At 38.7% G+C, this 18,067-nt stretch carries 15 protein-coding genes; 13 read left to right on the top strand and 2 right to left on the bottom strand.

Going from position 1 to position 18,067, the window contains the following annotated elements; translation table 11 throughout:
* Positions 1-3: 3 nt before the first annotated feature.
* Positions 4-639 carry an HD domain-containing protein gene (locus ACTND6_RS03845; RefSeq protein WP_441022304.1) on the bottom strand — a complete coding sequence of 212 codons (636 nt, stop codon included), beginning with the start codon at positions 637-639 and terminating at the stop codon, positions 4-6.
* 528 nt (positions 640-1,167) lie between these two features.
* Here ACTND6_RS03845 and ACTND6_RS03840 point away from each other — a divergent pair.
* The 13 genes from ACTND6_RS03840 to ACTND6_RS03780 all read left to right on the top strand — a co-directional run bounded on the left by ACTND6_RS03840 (position 1,168) and on the right by ACTND6_RS03780 (position 17,020).
* On the top strand, positions 1,168-2,568 hold the full coding sequence (locus ACTND6_RS03840) for an ATP-binding protein (protein WP_441022306.1): 1,401 nt from the start codon (positions 1,168-1,170) through the stop codon (positions 2,566-2,568).
* A 456-nt stretch (positions 2,569-3,024) separates the two neighbouring features.
* Positions 3,025-4,050 carry a PDDEXK nuclease domain-containing protein gene (locus ACTND6_RS03835; protein ID WP_154459518.1) on the top strand — a complete coding sequence of 342 codons (1,026 nt, stop codon included), beginning with the start codon at positions 3,025-3,027 and terminating at the stop codon, positions 4,048-4,050.
* 969 nt (positions 4,051-5,019) lie between these two features.
* Entirely contained in the window at positions 5,020-6,480 is a 1,461-nt protein-coding gene (locus tag ACTND6_RS03830) for an Lsa family ABC-F type ribosomal protection protein (protein ID WP_441022308.1), read from the top strand.
* 249 nt (positions 6,481-6,729) lie between these two features.
* Positions 6,730-7,548, top strand: a complete 819-nt coding sequence (locus ACTND6_RS03825; protein WP_441022310.1) for a ParA family protein — start codon at positions 6,730-6,732, stop codon at positions 7,546-7,548.
* A 14-nt stretch (positions 7,549-7,562) separates the two neighbouring features.
* A complete protein-coding gene (locus ACTND6_RS03820; RefSeq protein ID WP_117445848.1) occupies positions 7,563-7,874 on the top strand; it encodes a single-stranded DNA-binding protein in 312 nt (103 codons plus the stop codon).
* Positions 7,867-8,079 carry a Lar family restriction alleviation protein gene (locus ACTND6_RS03815; protein WP_117445849.1) on the top strand — a complete coding sequence of 71 codons (213 nt, stop codon included), beginning with the start codon at positions 7,867-7,869 and terminating at the stop codon, positions 8,077-8,079. The genes ACTND6_RS03820 and ACTND6_RS03815 overlap by 8 nt, the downstream gene beginning before the upstream one ends.
* A gap of 3 nt (positions 8,080-8,082) precedes the next feature.
* Positions 8,083-9,078: a ParB/RepB/Spo0J family partition protein gene (locus ACTND6_RS03810; RefSeq protein ID WP_441022313.1), complete on the top strand. Its 996-nt coding sequence runs from the start codon at positions 8,083-8,085 to the stop codon at positions 9,076-9,078.
* Positions 9,079-9,281: 203 nt separating this feature from the next.
* Entirely contained in the window at positions 9,282-9,962 is a 681-nt protein-coding gene (locus ACTND6_RS03805; protein ID WP_441022315.1) for a hypothetical protein, read from the top strand.
* Between the two features lie 91 nt (positions 9,963-10,053).
* Positions 10,054-13,134, top strand: coding sequence for a SpaA isopeptide-forming pilin-related protein (locus tag ACTND6_RS03800; protein ID WP_441022317.1), 3,081 nt, complete (start codon positions 10,054-10,056; stop codon positions 13,132-13,134).
* A gap of 2 nt (positions 13,135-13,136) precedes the next feature.
* A complete protein-coding gene (locus ACTND6_RS03795) occupies positions 13,137-13,874 on the top strand; it encodes a class B sortase (RefSeq protein WP_441022319.1) in 738 nt (245 codons plus the stop codon).
* Between the two features lie 184 nt (positions 13,875-14,058).
* Positions 14,059-15,258, top strand: coding sequence for an ATP-binding protein (locus ACTND6_RS03790; protein ID WP_441022321.1), 1,200 nt, complete (start codon positions 14,059-14,061; stop codon positions 15,256-15,258).
* Between the two features lie 89 nt (positions 15,259-15,347).
* Positions 15,348-15,764, top strand: coding sequence for a hypothetical protein (locus ACTND6_RS03785; RefSeq protein WP_441022323.1), 417 nt, complete (start codon positions 15,348-15,350; stop codon positions 15,762-15,764).
* A 17-nt stretch (positions 15,765-15,781) separates the two neighbouring features.
* On the top strand, positions 15,782-17,020 hold the full coding sequence (locus ACTND6_RS03780) for an ArdC-like ssDNA-binding domain-containing protein (RefSeq protein ID WP_441022325.1): 1,239 nt from the start codon (positions 15,782-15,784) through the stop codon (positions 17,018-17,020).
* A gap of 526 nt (positions 17,021-17,546) precedes the next feature.
* Here the strand turns inward: ACTND6_RS03780 and ACTND6_RS03775 are convergent.
* Positions 17,547-18,067 (bottom strand): transposase (locus ACTND6_RS03775; protein WP_441045054.1); only part of this gene is annotated, 521 nt, incomplete at its 5' end.

Here is an 18,067-nt window from a genome sequence, read left to right as displayed (position 1 = left end):
TATTTACTTCTCACCATTCCATTCAGCCATGAATTCTTCAAGAAACACTTCCATAACTTCCTGTCTATGTTCTGCCATTTTCTTTCCAGTATCTGTATTCATCATATCTTTTAATAACAGTAATTTCTCATAAAAATGATTAATGCTTGTAGAGTCCTGTTTCTTCAGATATTCTTCTTTATTCATTCCTATTACTGGCTTCACATCTGGATCATATATCTTTCTTCCTCTACTGCCACCATATGCAAATGCTCTGGCAATTCCTATTGCTCCAATGGCATCCAGTCGATCTGCATCCTGTACGCATTTACCCTCAATAGTTTCAGGCACAACAGAATCTGTTCCCACAAACGAAACTTCATCGATAATCTTGCACACTCTCTCAATTATTTCAGTATCAACTTTGTTTTCTATCATAAAATCAACAGCATTTTTCTTGGTAGAATGTGTTTGCGGTGAGAGTTTAATATCATCCACATCATGTAATAAAGCAGCTAATTGAACAATTAGAATATCTGCTTTTTCTTGTTTTGCAATCCTGGTTGCCAATTGATATACACGGATTGTATGGGTATCATCATGACCACTGCTGTCTTTTGAAAAGAATTCTTTGATATATTCTATTGCTTTATCAATCATTTTTATCTCCTGTACTATTATTTTATAATTCTAATTATAAAAAAGCCTCTTTGCAAAAGGCTTTTCGTTAAGGCACCAAATACAAAATACGTTTTCAAAATGTTTTCAGCACCACTTGAGACATTAAAAAAAGCCCTTGAATAAAGGACTTTTTCAACTTTTGATACTATTCGAACTCGATTGTATTATTTTCCAAATAGTCGAAAACATGCCCTTTTTGGCACTTATTTACAGGTGCAATTCCATGGAATATCCCCTGCTTCTCATGCGTCTACAAAAAATGTTTTCAAAAATGTTTTCACGGAAATGGTTTTAAATCATTGTTACATATCCTGAAGAGTAAATAACATCTTTAAGGATATGCATGATGTTGCATTCACTGATAACAGTATTCCACATGCTGTTCAAGAAGTCCAATCTAAAAAACAGCTGAAGCAGCATCTTATAATAGCTTGCTGGAAATGTTATAATAGTATAGACATTTTACCAAGACAATCATAAATCCATATAAAGAAAGAAGGAATAGCAGTGGATATCAAAAGCCTGATTGGCGAAACAACGGAATATGACAAGAAATTAAGACTTGAGGAAAAGAAACCGAAGAGCTGGTGCAAGACTGTCAGTGCCTTTGCAAACTCATTTGGCGGTTTTCTTGTCTTTGGCATTTCTGATGATGACGAAATCATCGGGCTTAAAGATGCTGCCAAGGATGCTGAAAAGATCAGCGAAATCATCAAGACCAGGCTTGATCCAGTACCTGAATTCTCTATTGAATTCCATAAGGAAGATAACAAGGATCTGATCCTTCTTCATGTTTTTAAGGGTGAGGAAACGCCTTACTACTATTCTGGCGATGGCTCGCTTGAAGCCTACGTAAGAATGGGAAACGAGAGCGTCAAGGCTACTTCCATCGAATTGAAGCGCCTTGTAATGCGTGGAAAGAACTCCACTTTCGATTCGCTCGTTACCGATTATGACTTTGATGATTACTCTTTCTCCAAGTTGAAGGAAAGATACTTCCAATGGACTGGCAAAAGTTTTGACGATAAACTGTATGAATCATTTGGTATTGTCAAAAGCAATGGCAAACTAACAAATGCTGGCGCTCTATTGGCTGATGAAACTCCAGTTTACCAGAACAGGCTGTTCTGTACCAGATGGAATGGCCTGACCAAAGCCGGAGGTTTGATTGATGCGCTGGACAGTGCAGAATACAAAGGAGGGCTGATTTCCCTTCTACGTGATGGCGAATCCTTCATCAAAAGGAACACCAGAATGATGTGGAGGAAAACACCTTTCTCAAGAATCGAAATGCCGGAATATGTTTTCCAAAGCGCATCCGAGGCTCTTGTCAATGCGCTGATTCATCGTGACTATACGGTAGTTGGCAGCGAAGTTCATATCGACATATTCGATGATCGAATGGAGATATATTCTCCAGGTGGAATGGTCAACGGAAGACTAATTCAGGAGTTAGACATCAGGCATGTCCCTTCGGAAAGAAGAAACCCAATATTGGCCGATATCTTCAATCGTCTTGGTCTTATGGAAAGACAAGGCAGCGGACTTAGCAAGATTGTCGAAGGTTACCAGTTTGAGGAGAATTATACAGAAGCAAAAAGACCAGTCTTCTACTCTGACAGAACTCAGTTCATAGTTGAGATGCCTAACTTGAATTATGATTTATCAAATAGTGGCACCCAAGATGGCACCCAAGATGGCACCCAAGATGGCACCCAAGATGGCACCCAAGATGATATTAATAACAGAATCATCAGCCTGATCAGAGCAAACAACAAAATAAGCGCAAAAGACATGGCAAATGAATTAGGCATCAGTTTAAGAACTGTGAGAAGAAAGCTTAGTGAATTAGACTGTATTAAATATGTTGGTAGAGGATATAGTGGCCATTGGGAAATAGAGGAATAACTGATCATAAACGTTAGCAGAAGCTGCTGGCGTTTTTGTTTACCTTGCAATAGCTTGAAAACCATCTGTTTTCACAGGTGCAATCCCTAAGAAAGCGAGCAAACTCGATTGTATTATTTTCCAAATGGTCGAAAATGTGCCCTTTTTGGATCTTATTTACATGTGCAATTCCATAAAAACAGGCCGTTTTCCCATGCGTCTAAAAAAAATGTTTTCAAAAATGTTTTCACGGAAATGGTTTTTAAGCGTTGTTACATATCCTGAAGAGCAAATAGCATCTTTAAGGATATGTATGATGTTGCATTCATTGATAACAGTATTTCATAAGTCGTTTATGATGTCTAGCCTGAAAACAGTGAACGCAATATCTTATAATGGTTTGCCAGAAATGTTATAATACTGTTGATATTTCAAAATTATTAATAATTTATAACTTAGTATTTAGGAGGTCAAGAAATGAATGAATTAGATCATAACAAATTGATAACCCAAATAGAAAGTCTATTAGATAAAGCAAGAAACCAGGTTGCTGTACAGGTTAATAATACACTTCTTGTAACATATATGGAAATTGGAAGGTTGATTGTTGAAGATATGATGGAACATCAGGATGACGAAAACTATCAAAAAGCTACTATCACCACTATTTCCAAAGATCTTACAAACAAGTTTGGAAAAGGATTTTCTCGTGCAAATATTTGGAATATGATGGCTTTTTATAAAGAGTATGGATCCGTTCAGACACTGTCTGAACGACTAAGCTGGTCACATTATTGTGAACTGTTATCCATTTCCGATAAGGATAAAAGACATTTTTATGAAGTAGAATGCATCAACTCTAAATGGAGCGTACGGGAACTGAGAAGACAGATATCTTCGTCTTTGTTTGAAAGACTGCTTCTATCAAACGGCGAAGCAAACAAACAGAAAGTACTTGATTTAGCTTTAAAGGGAAATGAAATCGCAAAACCTGAAGATATTGTAAAAGATCCTTATGTGTTTGAATTCCTTGGTATACCAGAAGACAAGCCAATGATGGAATCAGATCTTGAAGAAGCACTGGTAAGGCAAATTGAGAAGTTCCTGCTGGAACTTGGCAAAGGATTCATGTTTGTTGGAACACAACAAAGAGTAACATTCGGCAACGTTCACTATTATGTTGATATGGTATTTTACAATAAGATTCTAAGATCATACGTTCTTATTGAATTAAAGACAATCAAGCTAATGCCGGAAGCTGTTGGCCAGCTTAATATGTATCTCAATTATTATGCAGCTGAAGTAAATGATGAAAATGACAATCCGCCAATAGGACTGATTCTTTGTACAGATAAAGGAAATGTTGATATGCAGTATGCTTTAGGTGGATTAAGTAACAATATATTTGCTTCTAAATACGTTACTTATATGCCTGACAAAGAACAACTTCTAGCCCAAGTAGAAGCAGTCATTCTCAAAAATGAAGAAAAGAATAAAAAGTAGATTAGACTGCATTAAATATGTTGGTAGAGGATATATCGGCCACTGGGAAATAGAGGAATAACTGATCATAAACGTTAGCAGAAGTTGCTAGCGTTTTTTGTTTGCATTGCTATAGCTTGAATACCATCTGTTTTCACAGGTACAATCCCCAAGAAAGCGAGCGAACTCGATTGTATTATTTTCTAAATGGTCTAAAATTTGCCCTTTTTAACTCTTATTTACAGGTGCAATCCCGCAAAAATAGACTTTTTTCTTATGCGTCTACAAAAAATGTTTTCAAAAATGTTTTCACGGAGTTGGTTTTGATGCGATTATTGCATATCATGAAAATCAATATACTTCTCAGTTAGATCTTCGATCTATTTTATTGAATGATTATATTATTACAACTGAATAAAATAGAATCCATCATGAATTTAATAATTTTATACCGACTATCCAGAGCTATAAAATAAATGTTATACTCTAGGTGATTTTAGATAAATGGATTTATACAAATTAGAATTTTACGGTCAGTAAGGAATGCGTAAAGTTATATGATTGTATTATAAGCGATTTGTTAAATTTTTATAACCACGTGTATTTGCCTGCGATTTATGGTATAATATTTTGAAATTTAGAAAGAGGTGGGAAGATGATTAACTTTTCTTGCAAATAAAATCAAAATATGCGGTAGTGCTATACTTTGGCATTATTGTGTCTATTGCAAGAAAGTTATATGTCTATCTTACTCAATATAGTGCTGTTGCCACTTTTGCTTAGTGGTGTTATTATGCTATGACGAGCTGCAAGGATAAACTTTCTTGCGGCTCTTATTTTGTTTTGGAGGTGCTTTATGAATAGTGCAGAACAGATAGTTACACATGATTCACTCCGTATAGTGTCGGTTCCTTTTGGTGAAATCTATACGTAGTAAACATTCACCGAACCGACTTTGTATCGTATGACATGCAAAGGAGGATAATATTTATGTCAATGATTAAAATTGAAAACCTTACGTTTTCATATCCGACAAGTTATGATAATGTTTTTGAAAATGTCAGTTTCCAGGTTGATACCGATTGGAAGCTTGGTTTTGTGGGCAGAAACGGACGAGGTAAAACAACCTTTCTGAATCTTCTGCTTGGGAAATATGAGTATAGTGGAAAAATCCTATCATCCGTACAGTTTGATTATTTTCCTTATCCCGTTTCAGATAAGAATCGTATTACAGAGGATATATTGCAGGAGATTTGCCCACTTGCGGAAGAATGGGAACTTATGCGAGAACTTTCTTATCTTGATGTTGATGTCGATGTGCTTTGGCGACCTTTTGAAACACTTTCCAACGGAGAGCAGACAAAGGTTTTGATTGCCGCTCTTTTTCTTAATGAAGGGCATTTCCTACTGATTGATGAACCTACCAACCATTTGGATGCCAAAGCGAGAAAAAGTGTGGCGGCATATCTGAAAAAGAAAAAGGGATTCATCTTAGTTTCTCACGATCGTCGCTTTCTTGACGATTGTGTTGACCATATTCTATCGATTAACCGAGCGAATATCGAAGTGCAAAGAGGAAACTTTTCATCATGGATGTCAAATTTTGAGCGACAGCAAGAATTTGAACTGGCTCAGAACGAACGTTTGCAAAAGGACATCAGACGATTACAGCAGTCGGCAAAACGCTCTGCAGTATGGTCTGAACGTGTAGAAGCTTCCAAAATTGGGGCAGCAGATAAAGGTTATGTCGGTCATAAAGCCGCCAAAATGATGAAGCGTTCAAAATCTATAGAAGCGAGACAACAACAGACAATCGAACAAAAATCAGCATTGCTGAAAAATGTGGAAACCGCAGAAGCCCTCAAGATACAACCGCTTAATTACCATACAGATTTGCTTGCATCATTATCGAATGTAGTAGTTTATTATGATGGCATTTCAGTTTGTGAACCCGTTTCGTTTGAAATAAGACAGGGAGAACGCATTGTGCTTGATGGAAAGAACGGCAGTGGCAAAAGTAGCCTGTTAAAGTTGGTAGTCGGGCAGTCCATAGATTATACGGGTACAGTAACACTTGGCTCTGGGCTTGTAATTTCTTATGTGCCACAGGATACATCGTATTTATGTGGAACCCTTTCCGAGTTTGCAGAAGAAAACAACCTTGATGAAAGTTTGTTCAAGGCAATTCTTAGGAAAATGGACTTTGAGCGTGTACAGTTTGAAAAGGATATTAAAGACTTTTCTGGCGGGCAAAAGAAGAAAGTCCTAATTGCGAAAAGCCTTTGTGAAAAGGCACACTTGTATGTATGGGATGAACCGCTCAACTTTATTGATGTGTACTCACGTATGCAGATTGAACAACTCATAACGGAGTTTGCCCCGACCATGCTCCTGGTAGAACATGACAGTGTTTTTCGAGATACTGTGGCAAGTAAAATTGTGAATATCTAAATTGGTTCTTCCGCAATTTTACGTTTTTCGCTTTAATAAAAATGGAGAATGCTGATTTACACTGGCATTCCAGTATTGAAAAATTACAAAATACGGATAATTGCGTAAGAACCTCTAAATTAAAATAATTGTATGGGTTAATTCCAGCTTTACAGAGACTCAAATTCCAGTTTATCTATCTAACAAAATAATCATAACTCCTTTTACATATCCACTACTAGCTGGTGGTTATGGGAAAGGAGTTTTTTTATGTCCAAATGCAAAGTAATTGCAGTCGCAAACCAGAAAGGTGGTGTTGGAAAGACAACTACAACAGAAAATGTTGCCATTGGCCTAGCAAGAAATGGCAATGAAGTTCTGATTGTGGATTTTGATCCACAGGGTGATCTTACTGCCTGCTTAGGTTGGAAGAACAACGATGCACTAGAAAACACAGTATCAACAATGCTCGATGATTACATCAATGATAAGGATATCAGGTATGCCTCTTTGATTTTGAAACACGAAGAGGATGTCGATGTAATACCAGCAAACATTGAACTGGCAGACTTTGAAATGCGTCTAGTATCTGTCATCAACCGTGAACAGGTACTAAGCAGCTGTCTTGAACCATTAAGGAATCGATATGACTATATTCTGATTGACTGTCCCCCTTCTCTTGGCATGCTTACAGTAAACGCACTTTCAGCTGCTGACCAGGTACTCATTCCGGTACAGGCCCAGTACTTGCCTGCCAAAGGAATGACCAAACTGCTTCAAACAATTAACAAGGTCCAACGCAAGATCAACAGCAATCTCACCATTGCTGGAGTTGCTATTACCTTGGCAGATATGAAGACAAATCTGGCTAAAAGTACAATAGAGACGATCAGGGATAGTTTCGGTAGAAACATCAGGGTATTTGACTCGGTTATTCCAGTTGCTACAAAAGCCGGAGAAGCTTCGATTTCAGGCAAAAGCATCTATTCCTACGCCAAGGATTCCAAGGTTGCCAGTGCATATGCATCGCTTACTGATGAATTGATCTCATCTGGCAAGCCAAAACAGCGAAATGATTTTGAAAGATAGAAAGAAGGTAGAAAATGAACAAGACAAATTATGTGTCATTAATCGGAACCCTTGTTAAGGATGCAATCATCAGGAAAAACGACAAAGGTTCCGATTATGTACTGTTTACACTGTCTGTTCCCCAGACTGGAACAAAATGGTACGACTATATCAACTGCATCGCATTCAATGAAAATGCTGCCATTATTGCAAAGAACCCATCAAAAGGTGTTTCTTATCGTATTGAAGGAAGGATCCATACCAGTTCTTTTGACAAGAACGGCAAGAAGCATTATTCGACAGATGTCGTTGCTGAAAAGATCGAGGTGGTGAAACAAGATGATTAAGATCAGACTTAAGAAATGTCCTGTTTGCCATTCCGATGTCAAGGTGATCATCGACTGGGATGGTGGAAGGATCAATGGCAAGTTCAGACAGTTTGGGTACTGTTCAATCTGTGGCTACCATTCAGATCCCAAGGACTCTTATGAAGAAGCTGCCAACACATGGAATGCTCAGGTATCCAGTGGTCATCAGCTTCCATTGTTCTAGGAGGTGATCCGATTGACAAAAATAGATTTAGGCTTACCAAATTATGATTCCCTGTTCTCTACTGAAGAGGAACGCCAGGAATCAAGACTTGAAAAGATTGTTTCTATCCCAATAGACAAGATATCGGATTTCAAGAACCACCCTTTCCATGTAACCATGGATGAGGATATGCTGAAGCTCATTGATTCCATCAAGGAAAACGGAATCCTGATACCAGCTCTTGTTCGTCCCAAGGATGATGGAACCTATGAGATGATATCCGGTCACAGGCGTAAATATGCCATGTCACACATCGGACTCAGAGAAATGAATGTTATTGTCAGAGAACTTGATGATGACCAGGCAACGATACTGATGGTTGACTCCAACATACAAAGAGAAAACATCTATCCATCCGAAAGAGGCTACGCTTACAAAATGCGGCTTGAAGCAATGAAACATCAAGGTAAGAAAATCGATGAAATACCTGATGATCAACTTACCGTTGAGTATTCAAAGAAAACTTTGGGACAACTTGTCCCAAACTACGATAAGTCTACATGGGCTGATGCGGCATTAGGTCAAGAAATGGGAATGAATCGAAAACAAATTCAGCGTTTCATACGCCTCACTTACCTGATTGAACCATTACAGGAAATGGTGGATGGAAGGCACGATAGCGAAATTAAGATTGCTTTCAATCCAGCTGTTGAGCTTTCATTCCTGACTGTAGATGAACAATATGATCTAGCGGATGCCATTGTTGCCAATGACCGTACACCATCGCTTGCCCAATGCCAGGAATTCAAACGATTAAGCCATGATGGCGAACTGACAACCGAATTCATCCAGGAAACACTGGAAGCAGAAAAGCCGAATCAGAAGGAAAAGCTGTCCTTCAAGATGTCGGAAATCGATCAATACTTTCCAAAGGACTTCACACCAAACAGGAAAAAGGATCTTATCATCCACCTGCTTGAAAACTGGGCCAGAAAGAAATCACGGGAACAGGAACGATAATCGCATGTCGGATATCGAAATTTGCACCTGTGATTTTAACAGACTGAATGAAGGGGCAGTCTGCTTTGTGACCTGGCAGTTGTGACTCCATGTTTCCCCTAAAACCCCTTCAACCTACCGAAAAACTATTACCTACCGAAGAAAATGAACTGGTAATAGTAACTATCCAGAGTATTAGTAGATTCTTATAGGAGGAACAGTAAATGAGAAAGAAGTTATTATTATCATGCTTATCAGTAATTGCTCTAGCAGCACTTGGTATTGGTGCTAATGCAGATATGTTTAAACCATATGAACGATATGAGATACCAGTAGAAACAGCAGATATCATTGTAGAGGAAATGGAAGAGGATGAAGGAATCATTGAGGAAACTATTGAAACCAATGGCACCGAAAAGGAAGAAGATGCCGTTGTTACAGTTGCAGACAAGAAGAACACTTCTTCTTCGGAAGGTGATAAGGAAGAAAAACAGGTTGTTGATACATCTCCTGTCAATGAAGAGAAGACCAATTCTGGTAACAAACCACCAAAGGAAACATCAAACGACCAGTCTTCTACTGCAGAACCAGTAACACCTAAACCTGAACCAACACCTGTGCCTAATCCAAAGCCTGTTGAAAAGCCATCTGTACCGGATTATGCATGTCCTGCTGGAATGGATCCAAACAAGCCATGTGATTTGATCATGGACACAAACTTCTACTATTCAACATATTCCAGCCAGTCTGAAGCAGATAATGCTGGGCAATATTTCCTGGATGATGTTGTGACCATTGGCGACAAGGAAATCACCAACTATTCAGTACAGCCTGTTTATCGGAATGATGGTTCTGTTGCCTATTATGGTTTGAACCTATGGAGCTATGGATATTTGATCCAGTAAAGGTGGTGATTCATTACTGAACTATATAGACATTCTGACGAGTCAATCTCGTCTTTTTTATTGAAAGAGTTAGAAAGAAAGGACAAAGAAAATGAAGAATTTATTTAAGAAAACGGGCAAGCTGTTCCTCACATTGCTTGTACTTTTGAACAGTGCATTTCAAATCACTCCCGTCTTTGCTGAAGAAAACGATCCAATCGATTATTCTGAAGCCGTTGAGACCATAACGGAACTTGGTCCAGCTGAAGAGGTTTTTCCTGAAATCTATGCAGAGGAAACAGAAAATCCCAAGCTTCGATTAACTCCAGGATTTGGCAGTGACCGCATTGTCAGAATCAATGGCGTTGGCGTTTATGGATATGACTACATCCGAATCCTTACGGTTGGAGGAAATGTTGTATTCTGCATTGAACCATGGGCATTGTTTGCTACCGACCATGATTATCCAGTCAACACAACCAAATGGAATGATCTATCTGAATACCAAAGACAAGTCATCTGGGAACTGAATTACTATGGCTATTCCTATCCAGGACATCAGACAGAAAGATACTATGCTGCTACTCAGCTATTGATCTGGGAAGTTGTTGATCGATGGTATGATCCCTACTATCCAGATGGTGTTACACCAATGGACTTGTCTGCCGAAATCAACGAAATCAATTACCTGAGAAGCCAGCCGCAAGGAAGACCATCCTTCAACAATCAGACCGTCAAAATGGGAATCAATACTCCTGTTACCTTGGCTGATACCAAAGGAACCCTTGGCAATTACAACGTCAATAGCGGCAACGGTATCAATGCATCTGTTAACGGCAACAATCTGACAGTATCCATTACCTCAGAAAACTATGATCGTACTCTTACCTTCTCAAGAAAGAATTCAGCAAGGGATGTTCATGTCATCTATGGAGCAGGAGGCGATCAGAAAGTCATCTTCATGGCTTCAAGAAGTGATCCAACGCCAAGCTTTAAGCTGAATTTTGAACTTCTTTATGCCGATATTGAAGTGGAAAAGCAGGATATTGAAACAGGCGATAAAACACAAGGAGATGCGACCTTCAATGGAGCAGTATTTGAAGTAAATGATGCTTCTGGCAATGTCTTGGAAACAATTACTACAAATGGTAATAAAGCCAAGTCAAGGAAGTATCCCGTTGGTACGACGCTCAATGTCTGTGAAGTGACACCACCTGAAGGATATCTACTTAATAGCAACTGCAGCAGCATTGAACTGAAGTTTTCTGGTGATAGTACCCCTTCTACTTTCTATACAACCTGCAAGGACCAGGTCATCAAAGGAAGAATCGAAATTGCCAAGACAATCGAGCAGGAACGAAAAGATCCATATGAATCGGTCATATCAGAACCTGGTGTTGGCTTTGTGTTTGATATAATCCTCAAGTCAAGCGGTGAAACAGTTGCTACACTGACTACAGATGAAGATGGACGTGCCATTACTGATTGGCTTCCATATGGAACCTATGTTGTCAAGGAACATGCTGTTACCGGTTATGATACCTTGAAGCCATTTGAAGTGAAGATCGAACAGGATCAGAAGACCTACTTCTACAACATCTACAACGATACCTTAAAAGCTGAACTCAATATCTACAAAACCGATGCTGAAACCGGAAAAAGAATTCCAGCAGCTGGTGTTGAATTCAAGATCAAGGATGAAAACGGCAACTTCATCAAGCAGAAGGTAACCTATCCAAACAAGTACGAAACCGATGTATTCGTAACAAACGAAGAAGGATCGGTTCATCTTCCGGAAACACTGAAGTTTGGCAAATACTGGATTGTTGAAATCAAAGCACCTTATGGCTATGTATTAAGCAACAAGAAAATTCCAGTCAATGTGGATGGTACAGCAACCGAAATCTTCATGAACTTTGACAATACTACCCAGAAGGGACAGATATATGTTGAAAAGTATGGAGAAATCCTTGCCGATATAGAAACAAGCGAAACAGAATACGGTACACTTTATACTCCAATCTACGAAGAGAAATATCTTGAAGGGGTAACCTATCAGATTACAGCAAGAGAAGATATCATTACACCTGAAGGAACGCTCTGGTATAGCGCTGGAGATGTTGTAGATACCTTTACAACAGTTGATGGTGTAACCACTTCTTCTCTTCTCCAGCTTGGCAAGTATTCCATTACTGAAATCAATACACCTGAAGGCTTTGTACTGGATCCAACTGTCTACGACTTCGATATTGAGTATGGTGGACAGCTGATCGATGTAGTTGAAATCAAGCAATCCTACAAGAATGATCGACAGAAACTGGATCTTGAAATCACCAAGACATTTGAGGACGAAGATCCTGATGCCTACAAGGATGTTGTATTTGGTGTCTATGCAAAAGATGAAATTGTTGTAAGGGAACCAGTTGAAGAAGTGATACCTGTTCTTTTATCTTATGATGAAGATGATGATAACGGCAGAGTATGCATTCCAGCTGATGGACTTGTTGGAATTCTGACTCTGGATGAAAATGGCCACAATGTTGAACAGTTGGACCTTCCTGCTGGCGATTACTATATCAGAGAACTTGAAACCAATGTTGGCTTTGTTCTGGATGAAGAAGGTCATGAATTCACTTTTGAATATGGTGATACAAGCCTGGAATCAATTGAAGTTGGAATGGAACTTCGCAACGAAAAACGACGTCTGGATCTGGAAGTAAACAAAGTGGACAGTGAACATAAGGACCATTTCCTGAATGGTGCCATCTTTGAAGTCTATGACAAGACAACTGGCAAATATGTTACCTCCCTATGTTCAGGAAATCTGATGATAAAAGGTTCTGAAAAGGATGAGGAATATGAAATTGCCAAGGATGAAGCCTTTGAAGAAATCATCAAAACAGCCAAGACGGATGAAAACAAGGAAATCATTTTGGATCTTGATGATGGAATCTACTATTCAAGAAAAATTGGTAGTGAAGAAGTCACAAAGCATATCGTAAAAGATGGAAAGGCAGTATTGGCGGATGCCATCTATGGCCATGAATATGAATTCAAAGAAATCAAAGCTCCTATTTCCTACAAATTGGCTGACAAATCCAAATCCTATAAGGTGGAAGCAGATCGAGATGGTGACATTGTAATCGTCTATTTTGAAAATGACCGTATCATTGTTCCAAATACCGGAGTCTAGATATGAAAAAGAAAACAAAAATCAGATTGATTGCAGCAATCGCTGCAGCAATTGGAATTACCGGAATCTGTGCTTACAATGTCATAAATACCAAAAAGGCTTATAACTATACCGACTACTATGTCGATGTCCCAGCAACCAATGAAACGAATAAGGATGAGGAAACTTCTGAAAAGGAGCTTTCCCTGCCTTTGCTCAAAAAAACCAATCCAGATGTTGTGGGAATCATCGAATTTGATGATCGCATCATTTATGAACCGGTTGTCCAGGCTCCTGACAACGACTACTATGTCAGAAGAAATATTGAACAAAAATATGCAGCTGCTGGCATTCCCTACATTTCCGGCGATGGAAACATAGATGCAAAGAATGTTGTCATCTATGGCCATTCAAGCACCAGAAGCAATATCATCTTCACACCGCTGATGGATTACATCAACAGCGATTACTATACGGAACATCCAACCTTTAGATTCATCATGGAAGATGAAACAAGAACGTATCAAATCATTGCAGTAATGAACATTGATCTTAACAATCTTGACCATTCCCTTGAATTTACCCAAAGCAGCTGGCGTTCCAATAACGACTTCCAGGCATTCATTTCCAATACAATAAACAACAGCTTGTACCGGGCTGGAGTATCTGTTTCAAATGAAGATCAGCTGATGACTTTAGTTACCTGTGATACAAGAGATGAAAACAAGAGGATTGTAGTCATTGGCAAACAAATTCGTTAGCTTATTTGGAAATATTACTATGTTTGATTTAAACCAAAATCATACTGTCTGCTTTCAAAAATTTAAATTTTTTTATTTTTTGAAAGTGATATATTGCGTACACTGTTTATAATCGGATATAATACAGACAAAGATGGCTTTCAAAAGTTTAATTTTTTTCATTTTTTGAAAGTGAGGCGATACGATGAGAACCATTGAAAGAACAGAATACCTGGATCGAATAAAAAATCTGAAGGATACTCCTGACATAAAGGTCATTACAGGAATCAGAAGATCAGGCAAGTCAATACTGATGCAGGAATATATTCAGTACCTAAAGAACAATTTTGATGATGTTAACGTTATTTTTATCGACTTCATGGATCTTTCGTTTGAACATCTGAAAGAGTACCATGCCCTTCACAACTATGTTGAAAAACAATACGAAGAAGGCAAGGCAAATTACCTTTTCATTGACGAGGTACAGATGTGCCCTAATTTCGAACTGGCTGTAAATAGCCTGTATTCAAAAAGGAAATATGATATCTATATCACTGGTTCCAATGCTTTTTTACTTAGTGCAGATTTAGCTACACTATTTACTGGTAGATATATTGAAATCCATGTCTATCCATTCAGTTTCAAGGAGTATTGTCAATACTATGAAAATACTAATGATATAGGACATCTTTTTGAAGATTACACCATTAAAGGTGGATTAGCTGGATCCTATGCCTATAATACTGAAAAAGACAGGAAGGATTATATCAAGGAAGTCTATGAAACGATTGTAACAAGAGACCTTGTGCAAAAGTATTCTTTACCAGATACCCTGGTATTGCAGCGTTTAAGTGAATTTTTGATGGACAACATCTCGAATTTGACATCGCCAAGCAAGATCAGCAATATGCTCTCTGAAAAAGATGTTTCAACCAATCATGTTACCATTGGCAAATATATCAAATACCTATGCAACGCCTTTGTCTTCTATGATATCAAGCGTTATGATATCCGCGGCAAGAAGTATCTGGAAAGTACTGAGAAGTTCTACTTGAGCGATATTGGCATGCGCTATGCCGTTCTTGGCACAAGAAACATGGATTATGGCCGAGTTTATGAAAACATGGTCTGCCTTGAACTGCTGCGTCGGGGCTATGATGTCTATGTTGGAAAGCTCTATCAGAAGGAAATAGACTTTGTTGCCCAAAAAGGAAGTGAAAAGATCTATATCCAGGTAAGCGACAATATCACCGAAGAGGAAACCTTTAAGAGGGAATATGCACCTCTTTTGCAAATCAAGGATGCATATCCAAAGATCATCATTGCCAAAACAGGCCATCCTAAATACACCTATGAAGGAATTGAAATCTTCGACATCAGGGATTGGCTATTAAGCAGATATTAGGATTCGTAATCAAATCAGCAGGATAAAAAACAATACTAAATGCATCAGCAATCGCTGGTGCTTTTCTTTTGGATGAAAGGAGGTCTGAAATGGGATACAGAAGCGATGTAAGAATCATTTTATCAATCGATGGCTTCAACGAACTTTCAAAGCATGTAAAAGAATATCTTAGACTGAATAAGCTGAATGATCACTATAATTACCTGAAGTACATGGATGTGGTACACCGGACAAAGGATGCAATCTATTTCGGTTGGAATGATATCAAGTGGTATGAAACCTATGACGGTGTCTTCCCTATCATGAGCGGTCTTAAGAATCTACAGGAAAACCAGTATTCCTACCGTTACATGCGCATTGGTGAAGACTATGGCGACGTCGATGAATACTTCTTTGACGGAAAGAATGATGAAAATATCGATCTTGAATATCCATCAATGATCAGAAGGTTTGATGACAAATATGTATTTCGATGCATGAACAGATCAAAAGAACAGGAACGATGAAGAAAGGATGTGAATAAGTGACAAAAGAAGAAAAGACCAAACAGGCTTTTGAAATGATCGAACAGGGTGTCAAGGATGTTTACAGTTCAGACAACTTCAGGAAATACCTTTCCTGCTGTTCCAAGTTTCATAGCTATTCATTGAACAATACCCTATTGATACTGGCCCAGAAACCGGATGCAACACTGGTAGCTGGATACAACGCATGGCAGCACAACTTCAACCGTCATGTAGATAAAGGTGAAAGAGGACTGATAATCCTGGCACCAGTAACAAGCAAGATTACCCAACTGATGGATAAGGTTGATGAAGATGGCAATCCAGTCCTTGATGAAAATGGTGATCCAATCAAGGAAGAAAGAGTCATCAACCAGCTTCGCTTTACGACCACGACCGTCTTTGATATATCCCAGACTTCAGGCGAACCCCTTCCCTCTTTGATTCATAATCTTACCGGAAGTTCTGATGAGATACTGGCATTCATTGATTCCGTCAAAGACATCTGCACCATTCCAATCGATTACCATTCACCTTCAAAAGATGCGGTTCTGGTTGGTGGTGCCAAAGGCTATTATTCAATCGCCGAAGACAGGATCGTGCTTAATATGGAACTGGAAGATATGCAGATTGCCAAAACGCTGATCCATGAATATTCTCACAGCATACTTCACAAGACAACCGATAAGGATTCCGACCAGCGGGAGATCGAAGCCGAATCTCTCGCTTTTGTTTTGTGCGATCACTTTGGCATTGATACTTCCGATTATTCCTTCGGTTATATCGCCAGCTATGCTGCCCAGGATGAAGCAAAGCTGAAGACCATACTATCCAATATCCAGAGTACGGCTCATGAGATGATTGACAAACTGGAGCCATTGTTTGCCCAAAACCTGAAGAAACGGACAATGGTACACGAATATATCACACCGGTCGAAATGAATGAGCTGGCAAATGATATCGTCATAAATGTGGTCAATGAATTGAAAGCAAATGATAATCCAGGACTGGATGATTCACTCATCTATCAGAATATCGAAAGCAGCATCTACAGCTATTTTGATAGAAACAAGGAAGCAATGAAAATCCAAGAACATCTTTACAACAATCACACAGATTTCAAAAGAGATCTGAAACAGGCCATCTATAAAGCATTGAATAATCCATCATACAATTCGGAAACAGGCCATCCATTCATCGATGATTCGATTGAAAGGAGGAACTATGAGCAGTTTGAAGCAATAGCTGCACCTCCCTAATAAGTCAAATGTTTTTTAGCTTAAATAAGCTATTTTTTAAATACTTATTTTGATATAAGCCAATAGGTTATGGATATTTCATGCATCGATGTGCTGAATTATAACAATTTTCATGTATTACAGGTACTATTAAAACAAAACGTCACGTTTCATTTATAAATGGCCCTAATGTAATACCCTCATCGTTATAGCTGTGCACCTCCCGTGTCTACCAGGATCACTCTTAATGAGGTCCTAACTTCCTTCGTTCCACATATCCATAACCTGGGTGCCGATTAAGCTCTACTGCAGGGTCTTTGCCCTATGGTGTAAATATCTATCAGCTACCGGCTCATACTTTGTCGATTTTTGAATCTGCATCTTTGATGTATGATATCGCATTTTCAGCGGACGTTCATACCTTACTCTCCGGTGCTTTTCCATCTATGCTTCTTTGTCATAGACAGATTGAGATGTCCGAGATTTATCAGCCACCTGAATCTGTCTATGATGAATTTGTTGATTGCTCTGTTTGATACTGCCTATACTATACACGGATAATGTCCTGTGTCATTTTTGTTCCATCATAACTGACTCCATCTGTCAGTATTTTATAGAATATGCGAATCATCTTACATGCCACTGCTACCACTGACTGTATTCCCTTCAGTGGATTATTTGTTCGTGTTGTGTAATACGCGTGTATCTGTCTGAACTCTGCGTTCTTCGCAATTACAGACAACGCTGTCTGGTACAGTACCCAGCGAAGTCTTTTTCTTCCTCTATAGCTGATTTTCTTCTCTCCCTGATGCTTGCAGGACTCATTCGTCACTATTGCATAACCTGCAAGTTTCTGTATCTCCTTAGGATTTTCAAATCTGCTTATTTCTCCAATTTCAGAAAGAAATGTTAATACCGTGGCTTTACCAACGCCCTTGATTTCAAACAATTTGTCTGCATTCTTGATTTTTGGCAGAATTTCATCTGCCTTCTTCTCAATCTCATCCAGTCTTTCCTGATAACGATCTAGATCTTCCTTGATTGACTTGAATTCAATTCTGGCTATTG

It is taken from the genome of Bulleidia sp. HCP3S3_C9 (assembly GCF_052064035.1).
Taxonomy (GTDB): Bacteria; Bacillota_I; Bacilli_A; order Erysipelotrichales; family Erysipelotrichaceae; genus Bulleidia.
This window is presented reverse-complemented; position numbering and strand designations above follow the sequence as displayed.